Origin of the sequence: Myxococcus vastator (assembly GCF_010894475.1) — a bacterium.
Taxonomy (GTDB): Bacteria; Myxococcota; Myxococcia; order Myxococcales; family Myxococcaceae; genus Myxococcus; species Myxococcus vastator.
In genome coordinates this window covers 1-7,584 of record NZ_JAAIYB010000410.1, presented here as the reverse complement: position 1 = coordinate 7,584, position 7,584 = coordinate 1, and the positions used below count along the sequence as shown (strand labels likewise).

Below are 7,584 nucleotides of genomic sequence, written 5' to 3'. Positions count from 1 at the left end.
CGGCTGTCACCACCCCAAAGTGCTCGCCAAAGGCTTCCACCACCCGCGGCAGCAACTGCCGGAAGGCGGGAGACTCACCCTCCTTGGCGCCGATGAATTCCAAGTCCAGGCAGGGCGCCGCCAGCGCGCTGGTGTGCACGGCCCGCAGCGCGCCCAGTCGCCACAACTCGCGGCCCACCTCGTCGTTGGCGACGGCCTCCAGGCCCTCCACTTCGCCCTGGTGCGTCGTCCACAGGCTCTTGCCGTCCACGCTCACCACGCCCAAGGGAAATGGCAGGCGGGGGGCGCTCGAATCCTCCAGCACCTCGCACGCCTGGGCCCTCAACGTCTCCCGCAGGCCGTCCGGCTGCTGCTTGCGCAGCAGACGCCAGAGCGTCGAGCCCTTCACCGAATGCGGCAACTCCAGTCGCTTGCGCGTCCGCGCTCCCACATCCCCCGCCAGCTGCGCGGCCTGCTTCAACCCTTTCTTGCCCACCGCGAAGCCAGCCACCACCAGCCCCAACAGGCCCAGGTGCTCATGGCGGGTGCCACGCGAGTCTCGCGGGTCCCTCACCGCGTCATCCCACGGCAGGCGCGCCTGCCGCAGCACGCGCCGCTGTTGTCCTCGAAGTCCACCCATGCTCGACTCCTTCTCGCCCCGGTCCACGCGTCTCGCGGAGCGGGGCATAGGGGGGATGGGGCTCGCCGGCCCCGTCCCTCCGCCTCCGGCTGCGGCGCTCAGTTTCGAGCACAGCCCACCCGCCAGGGGGCGATCATCCAGGGCACCCGTCAGGTGGTGCACGAATCCGGTCACCCCTTCCGCGCGCAACCCCGCGACTCGACGACCCTTCTTCAAATCCGACCCCGAGAAAACGCATCAGGCCTGGGGCGGAGGGCATCCTGGCGTCCTTCTCCGGCAACGCGTACGGAGACCTGGTCATCCGCAAGGGTGGCGGCCTGTTGAAGCTGCCCTATCAGCCGGGGCGGATGCGCCCGGCGGACATGGCCTTCGTGGTGGATGGCTTCCGCGTGGCGCGCAGCTATCCGGAGTACATGCAGAAGTGCCTCGACGCCGTCCTCGGTCCGCGTCCGGAGCTCCGTTCGAAGGTGGAGCGGTATTACTTCCACCAGCCGAACAAGCGGGTGATGGACGCCTTCGTGGCGCGGGCGGGGCTGCCGCCTGAGGCGGTGGCGTGCAACGTGGACCGCTACGGCAACACGTCCGCGGCGGGGATGCTCATCCTGCTGGCCGAGGACCTGGAAGCTGGCCGTGTGTGTCTGGGAAGTGGTGACCTGGTGGTGGTGGCAGCGGTAGGCGCGAACGTCCACTACGGCGCGCAACTCGTGAGGTTGTAATGAACAAGTTGGATCCGAATATCGCCAAGGAGTTGGAAGCACGCTTGGCGCTGGCGACGAAGGACGACACGGCCCGCGGGCTCTTCTTCAACGGCGTGGTGTCCGCCGTTCGCACGATGGGCGGGGACGCGGCGGTGGAGCGCTGTCTGGCGGCCAGTGGCGAGACGCGCTTCATCGACTTCTTCAACTACCCGGTGTCCGCCTTCCTGCGGATGTCCTTCACGGCGGCGCAGATGATGGGCCCGGAGCACGGCGGCTTCGACGGAGCGCTGCGGCGCATGGGCGTGGTGGCCACGACGGACTTCCTGTCTTCGGCGGCGGGCAAGACGCTGTTGCTGCTGGCGTCGGACAGTCCGAAGCGGCTCGTGGGCAACCTGCACTCGGGTTACCGCGCGGCGGTCAGCTACGGCGAGCGCGCGGTGAAGTGGACGGGCGACACCAGCGGCATCTTCACGATGAAGCGGGACTTCATGCCGCCCGCCTACCACGAGGGCACGCTCCAGGCCGTCATCGAGGCGGTGGGAGGCAAGCAGGTCCAGGTGCACGGTCGGCAGACGGGGCCGCTCGACACCGAATACACGCTGTCGTGGCAGTAGCGCCTGGCGCGTCGAAGGAGCGCAAAAGGTGGGCTGAAAAGCCCCCCAAGGTCCGGAGGGAGGTACGCCATGTCGCGAAGGCTCGGCGGTGCGTTGGGGATGCTGGGAGGCCTGTTGCTGTCGGCGCAGGCGGGGGCCAATGAGGTGGTGATGCAGTTCCGCACGCAGGAGGACCCGGCGAGCCCCGCGGACCCGGCGGTGTGCGCGGCGGCGCCCTTCGAGGTGAACGTGAAGCTGGGCGGGAGCGTGTATGTGCCGGAGCACAATCCCAAGGACGGCAAGGTGGTGGACGGGGGAGGCCGTCGCGTGGGCACGGCGACGGCATGTGTCCAGGTGACGGACAACGCCTTCCCTGTCGGGCAGCAGCTGAATGTCTACATGCGCTACAACCTGCCGGAGGGGAGCTTCACGGCGCGAGGCACGTGCACGCTGGTGAGCAACGACGTGCCAGCGGCGGGGCTGGTCCTGGCCGGCTGCGCGATGCGGCTGGTGGACGTGCCCAAGGGCTTCGTGGGTGGAACGGTGTCGAGCACCAGCGTCTTCAATCCCCGAAGGCTACCGGGCTACGCCACGGGTTCGTATTACACGCTCTACGCCTACCGTGATGGCCGCCAGCGAGACGTGAGCCAGGTGAAGAAAGCGCAGGAGGCCGCGGCCGCCGCGAAAGCGCGGGAGTAGGCGCCACTCGGCCGGACCGGAACCACGGGACGCGGTGCTCGGCATTCCCCACGTCGGGCCAACGGGCGATGATGCGCCCATGGACCGCAAGCGGATGGAGTTCTACACGGCACTCGGGTACCGCGCTCCTTCAGCCGCGGCAGCGGCTCTGGGGGCGTCTGGAGCCGCGAGCGCCGACGGATTGGAGTTGCCGCCGCTCGGTCTGGACGAACTGGGCGCGCTGCGCGAGCGCTTCCTGCGCGAGCCGGAAGAAGTCCTGAGCCTCATCCGCCAGGACCTGGGCGCGCCTGTTTCGGAGGGAGCCCTGGTGCACGTGCTCCAGGAACTGGAGCAGTCCCTGCGCGAGCCCGAAGCCGCGCTCCAGGCCTTGAGGCAACCGGCATTCCAGGCACGGGCGTCGGTGTCGCTGCCGCCGGACTTCACCTTCCCGCTGATGACGAAGGAAATTCCCATCGACCCGGCGCGAACCCGCTTCGAGCCGGTGGCGGACCTGCGCGGATGGCTTTTGTTCAGCGGTCGCGCCTGGCTCCACGGCGGCTGGCACCGGGCGGAGTTCCGTTGGCACGACGATGCGCATCACGCCAACCGCTTCCGCTACGCGCTCCGCGAGCCCGCGCCGGGACGGCCGGTGGAGGTGGCGCTGTTCGGCGGCTTTGGCACGGGCGAGTACCCCGCGCGCTACGTGGCCCGTCAGCTCATCATGCGAGGCGAGCGCCTGGAGTACGCGGTGCACCTGGGGGGCGTGTACTACGCGGGCCGTCAGGGCGAATTCGACGCGCACGTGGCCGAGCCGCTCGAACCGCTGCTGCCCGTGACAACGCTGCTGACGCTGAACGCGGGCCCGGAGATGCGTTCTGGAGGCACCCCCTTCTACCGCTACCTGGACGAGCGGCGAGGCGCCTCACGAGCGAAGCAGGTTCAAGAGGGAAGCTACTTCTGCCTGGCTTCGGAGCGCTTCCAGTTCATCGGTCTGGACACAGCGTACTTCGAGCCAGGACGGCACCAGGAGCCCGCGCTCTTGAGCTGGCTGGAGTCGGTGCTGGAGGAGGGCCGGCAGCGAGGTGCGACGAACATCCTCCTGAGCCACGATGCGCCCTACCGGTACGGAGAACCGACGCACGCCGGTTTGCTGGAAGACCTCCGGGAACTGGCGGTCGAGCGCGCACTGGTCGATTTGTGGTTCTGGGGCGCCACGCCCTACGGAGCACTGTTCGACCGGAGCGCCGCGCTCCCATTCCTGGGAGGAAGCCTGGGGCACGCGGGGCTACCGGTGCGAGCCGTGACGCCGGGCCTGAAGTCTCCAGCACCCGTGCGCTTCCTGGAGTCGCACGCGCGCTTCCCCGAGTGGACGGATTTGAGACCCGAGTTGGGCAACAACGGCCATGGCTCGTTGCTCCTGCACGAGGACGGCACGTTGGGACTCCAGTTCCTGGACTGGAGGGGCAACGTCCGCTGCACGGCCAGACTGGCCCGCGAGGGGGAGGGCCCGCTGACGTACCAGCACCTCGATGCGTCCGAATTGGAGCCGTGAACGCGCGGGCGCGGGGTCACAGCCAGACGCGCGTGTACCAAGGTGGTCGGGAAGGCACGCTGCTGCTCCGAGCCGGGTTGGAAGGGCGCGGCACGGTGACGTAGCGGAGCCGGTATCCGTGAGGCAGCGCCTTCCAATAAGTCACCTGCCACGGCGTCAGCACTTCGCCGTGTTTCGACTCGCTGACCGGCTGATGCACATCGCCGAGTGACTCATGGAAGCGGAACTCCGCGTCCGCGGCTTCAAGGCTCGCGGCCTCGATGACCCAGGCGTCCTGGGCATCGTCGGCGGAGGGCTCCTGCCCCGCGTTGACGAACCGGCTCCAATCGGGCCTGGCGTCGTGCTCCCAGACGGCGCCGCCGGCAGCCGTGAGCGAGTAGCCGAAGGGGGTGCGGGACTGCCGGGCATCCATGGCGTTTGAAATCTCCTCGGGGGAGAACAGCTCCTGCAGTCCATCCGGAAGCATGTGGACGCGGATGAGTCCGCGCTCGGCGAGCAGCGACAGCCGCTCACACAGCTCCTCCCGAGACAACCGCGGGTCGTCCGCCATGTTGAGCGCGATGTGCGGGTTCGGCTCCACGAGCATGTGCAGGGGCGTGGGCAGTTCCATGGCGGCCTCGAGGAGCCAGCGGTCCAGGGCCTCCACGGGCGGGCGCTCACTATCGGGCGGAGCCATGCGTCCTCCTCACTCCTGGGGGATGCCACGCTCGCGCATGAAGATGTCCAGGGACTTCCGGGCCTTCGCCTGGACCTTCTTCTTCAACAGGGGCGTCCACCCGAGCACCAGCCCCGTGGGACCCAGCGCCTGGCGGGACCAGGTCCAGAAGTCGAAGTGGTCACGGTGCCGGACAATCTTCCCGTCGCGGAACTCGAACTCGGCATCAATGCGGTTGAGCACCTTCCTGCCAGTGCCGCTGAACGTGTAGTGCGCATCCCAGTGGGCGCGGCCCTGGTGGTCATCGGCCTGCACGTCGCGGAAGGTGACCTCCAGGTCCTTCCCGCGCTCGCAGAGCATGAGCCACATGGCACCGGGCTCCCGGTGACGGAGTCCGACGAAGGCGGCGTCAGAGAACTCCACCTCCGGGTGATAGCAGGCGGCCATGGCCTGGGCGTCCCGGCGTTGGAACGCTGAGTAGAAGTCGGTGATGAGTTGGGCGTGCGGGTGCATGGGACAGGTGTAGCAGACCTGTCAGGGGTGACGCGCCAACTGTCCGGAGGGCACCGCGCGGAAGATGAAACGCCCCTGGGGTGCATGTGGCCAGAGCCTCAGTGTGGGCCCGGTGGGGTAGGGCCGTCGTGTGAACCGGTGGACCGTTGGCATGCCGAATCGGGCGGCGCTGAGGGGGCGTGCATGGCAGATTGCGGCCCATGGCTCGCGACATCGTCATCTGGCCCCATAAGGTCCTCACCTCGTCCACCAAGCCCGTGACTGACTTCGGCCCTCCGCTCGAGAAGCTCTTGGAGCAGATGGCCGAGTCCATGAAGGAAGCCGAAGGCATCGGCATCGCCGCCAATCAGGTCGGCGAGCCCCTCCGCGTGGCGCTGGTGGGACGGGAGGACGGCACCTTCTTCGAAATCGTCAATCCGCAGATTCTGGAGAAGAAGGAACCGGTGACGATGGAAGAGGGCTGCCTGTCCGTCCCGAGCGAGTGGGAGAAGTGCCCGCGCTTCCACAAGGTGAAGGTGCGCTACCAGGACAAGTCAGCCGAATGGCACGAACTCGAGGCGGAAGGCCGGCTCGCGCACGTCCTGCAGCATGAAATCGACCATCTCGACGGGCACGTCTTCGTGGACCACCTGTCCAGCCTCAAGCGCACGCTCATCCTGGACCGGATGAAGAAGCTCCAGAAAGTGAAGGCCCGCCAGAAGGGCTAGTCAGGGTGACAGGATGGCTGAAGCCGCCAGGGCCACGCGCTCCATCCCCGAGCGCGTGGCGCGATTCCGCGAGGACTACCGGCGCAATCACGTGAGCCCCCGCTACTCCGGGCGCGCCCACTTCGTCTTCACGAGCGTGGGCTCGCTGGCGGTCATCGGCTTCGCCATGTCTCACCTGGAGGGAGGGCGGCCCATGGAATGGCTGACGCTGCCCGCGGTCTTCCTGCTGGGCAACGTGGTGGAGTTCCTGGGACACCGAGGGCCCATGCACCACCGCCGGCGGGGGCTGGGCCCGCTCTTCCAGCGTCACACCGAGCAGCACCACCGCTTCTTCACCCACGACGCCCTGGCCTACGAGTCCGCTCGGGACGTGAAGATGGTGCTCTTTCCCCCCGTATTGCTGCTGTTCTTCCTGGGAGCCATCGCCGCGCCACTGGGCGCCCTGTGCTTCGTCCTCATCTCGCCGAACGTGGGCTGGCTCTTCGTCGCCGCGGCGGTCGGGTACTACCTGACGTACGAGTGGCTGCACTTCTGCCACCACCTGCCGCCCGAGCACCCGGTGGCCCGGCTCGCGCTGATGCGGCAGCTGCGCCGCCACCACGAGGCCCATCACGACCCTGCGAAGATGCAGCGCCACAATTTCAACATCTCGTTCCCGTTCGCGGACTGGCTCTTCGGGACGTCATGGCGGCCCGAAGAGGGCCGTCGCGAGAAGCCGTAAACACCCGAAGCGTGGGACCTGGCCTGGAGGGCAGGTTGCTTCCCGAGCGGCAAGCCCTTGATATTTCAGGGGAGGGCTTGCGTTACGGCTTGGGTAGTCACACATGAAGGTGCGCTGAACCTGTGGGAGCGGGCGTCAGAGCACGGCCCCGATCAAGATCCATTGACGTGCAGGAAGCGGCGCGTTAGTAAGTGGACCCCTGCTCGCCGCCTCGGTGCCCGTCACCCGGGAGACGAGCAGGAAGAAAAGAGTCGACGAAGTTTGTTGACCCTGAACGCGGCGGTGATAGAAGCCGCGCCCCTCGCAAAGAAGCCCACGCACTGGCGTGGAAGGCACTTCGAGCGAGTCAGTAAGAAAATACGGAATACGGCGGTCAACGCAGCGAGTTGACAGGAGACGCGGTGGTGGTAGAAACCGCGCCCCCGACGAAGAAGCCCGGAAGGAAGGGCGGACGAGTCGAGGGAGTCAACGGAAAGCAGCGGTTGACAGGGAGGGCGGCAAGGCGGTAGAAGCCGCGCCCCTCCGGAAGAAAGCAGCGGAAGCCACTGGGTGGCGCTGAAGACTCCGGAAGCCAGCAGGACGGCGAAAACAGCAGCTTGACAGTAGACGCCGGACTGAAATAGAAACTGACGCCCCGCCGGACGAAAAGACGGCGAGGCAGCAGCGAAGAAGACAGTAGCAAGAAGTCGCGGGAATCACAAGCGACTCGCTCTTTGAAAACCAAATAGCAAGCCCAAGAAGAAGCTGGATTGCGGAAACCGCAGTCAATTTCTTAAGACGGTGCCAGCCAGGTCGCGCTGAGAAGCGCAGCCGGCAGCACTGGAAACGAATCAGCGAGTTTCAGGTTC

Annotated in this window: 7 protein-coding genes and 2 pseudogenes; 6 read left to right on the top strand and 3 right to left on the bottom strand. The window is 67.2% G+C overall.

Going from position 1 to position 7,584, the window contains the following annotated elements; genetic code table 11:
* Nucleotides 1-619, bottom strand: a pseudogene (locus G4D87_RS29810) (transposase family protein); the annotation flags it as partial.
* A gap of 245 nt (nt 620-864) precedes the next feature.
* On the opposite strand from G4D87_RS29810, the pseudogene G4D87_RS29805 reads away from it, so the two are divergent.
* The 4 genes and pseudogenes from G4D87_RS29805 to G4D87_RS29790 form a co-directional block, all read left to right on the top strand.
* A pseudogene (locus G4D87_RS29805) lies at nt 865-1,335 on the top strand (3-oxoacyl-[acyl-carrier-protein] synthase III C-terminal domain-containing protein); the annotation flags it as partial.
* Complete coding sequence (locus tag G4D87_RS29800) at nt 1,335-1,931, top strand: DUF2378 family protein (protein WP_163786089.1); 597 nt, start codon at nt 1,335-1,337, stop codon at nt 1,929-1,931. The pseudogene G4D87_RS29805 and the gene G4D87_RS29800, both read left to right, overlap by 1 nt.
* 69 nt (nt 1,932-2,000) lie before the next feature.
* The gene (locus G4D87_RS29795) at nt 2,001-2,609 is read left to right on the top strand and encodes a hypothetical protein (RefSeq protein WP_163786088.1); all 609 of its coding nucleotides are present in this window, start codon (nt 2,001-2,003) and stop codon (nt 2,607-2,609) included.
* 79 nt (nt 2,610-2,688) lie between these two features.
* Nucleotides 2,689-4,140 carry a hypothetical protein gene (locus G4D87_RS29790; protein ID WP_205507766.1) on the top strand — a complete coding sequence of 484 codons (1,452 nt, stop codon included), beginning with the start codon at nt 2,689-2,691 and terminating at the stop codon, nt 4,138-4,140.
* Between the two features lie 16 nt (nt 4,141-4,156).
* Here G4D87_RS29790 and G4D87_RS29785 read toward each other — a convergent pair whose 3' ends face one another.
* Both G4D87_RS29785 and G4D87_RS29780 read right to left on the bottom strand, forming a co-directional pair.
* Nucleotides 4,157-4,816, bottom strand: a complete 660-nt coding sequence (locus tag G4D87_RS29785) for a hypothetical protein (RefSeq protein ID WP_240358717.1) — start codon at nt 4,814-4,816, stop codon at nt 4,157-4,159.
* A 9-nt stretch (nt 4,817-4,825) separates the two neighbouring features.
* Nucleotides 4,826-5,308: a nuclear transport factor 2 family protein gene (locus G4D87_RS29780; protein ID WP_163786086.1), complete on the bottom strand. Its 483-nt coding sequence runs from the start codon at nt 5,306-5,308 to the stop codon at nt 4,826-4,828.
* A 200-nt stretch (nt 5,309-5,508) separates the two neighbouring features.
* Here G4D87_RS29780 and def point away from each other — a divergent pair, with 200 nt between their 5' ends.
* Both def and G4D87_RS29770 read left to right on the top strand, forming a co-directional pair.
* The gene (gene def / locus G4D87_RS29775) at nt 5,509-6,015 is read left to right on the top strand and encodes a peptide deformylase (protein WP_163786085.1); all 507 of its coding nucleotides are present in this window, start codon (nt 5,509-5,511) and stop codon (nt 6,013-6,015) included.
* A gap of 13 nt (nt 6,016-6,028) precedes the next feature.
* Nucleotides 6,029-6,736: a sterol desaturase family protein gene (locus G4D87_RS29770; RefSeq protein ID WP_163786084.1), complete on the top strand. Its 708-nt coding sequence runs from the start codon at nt 6,029-6,031 to the stop codon at nt 6,734-6,736.
* Nucleotides 6,737-7,584 lie beyond the last annotated feature (848 nt).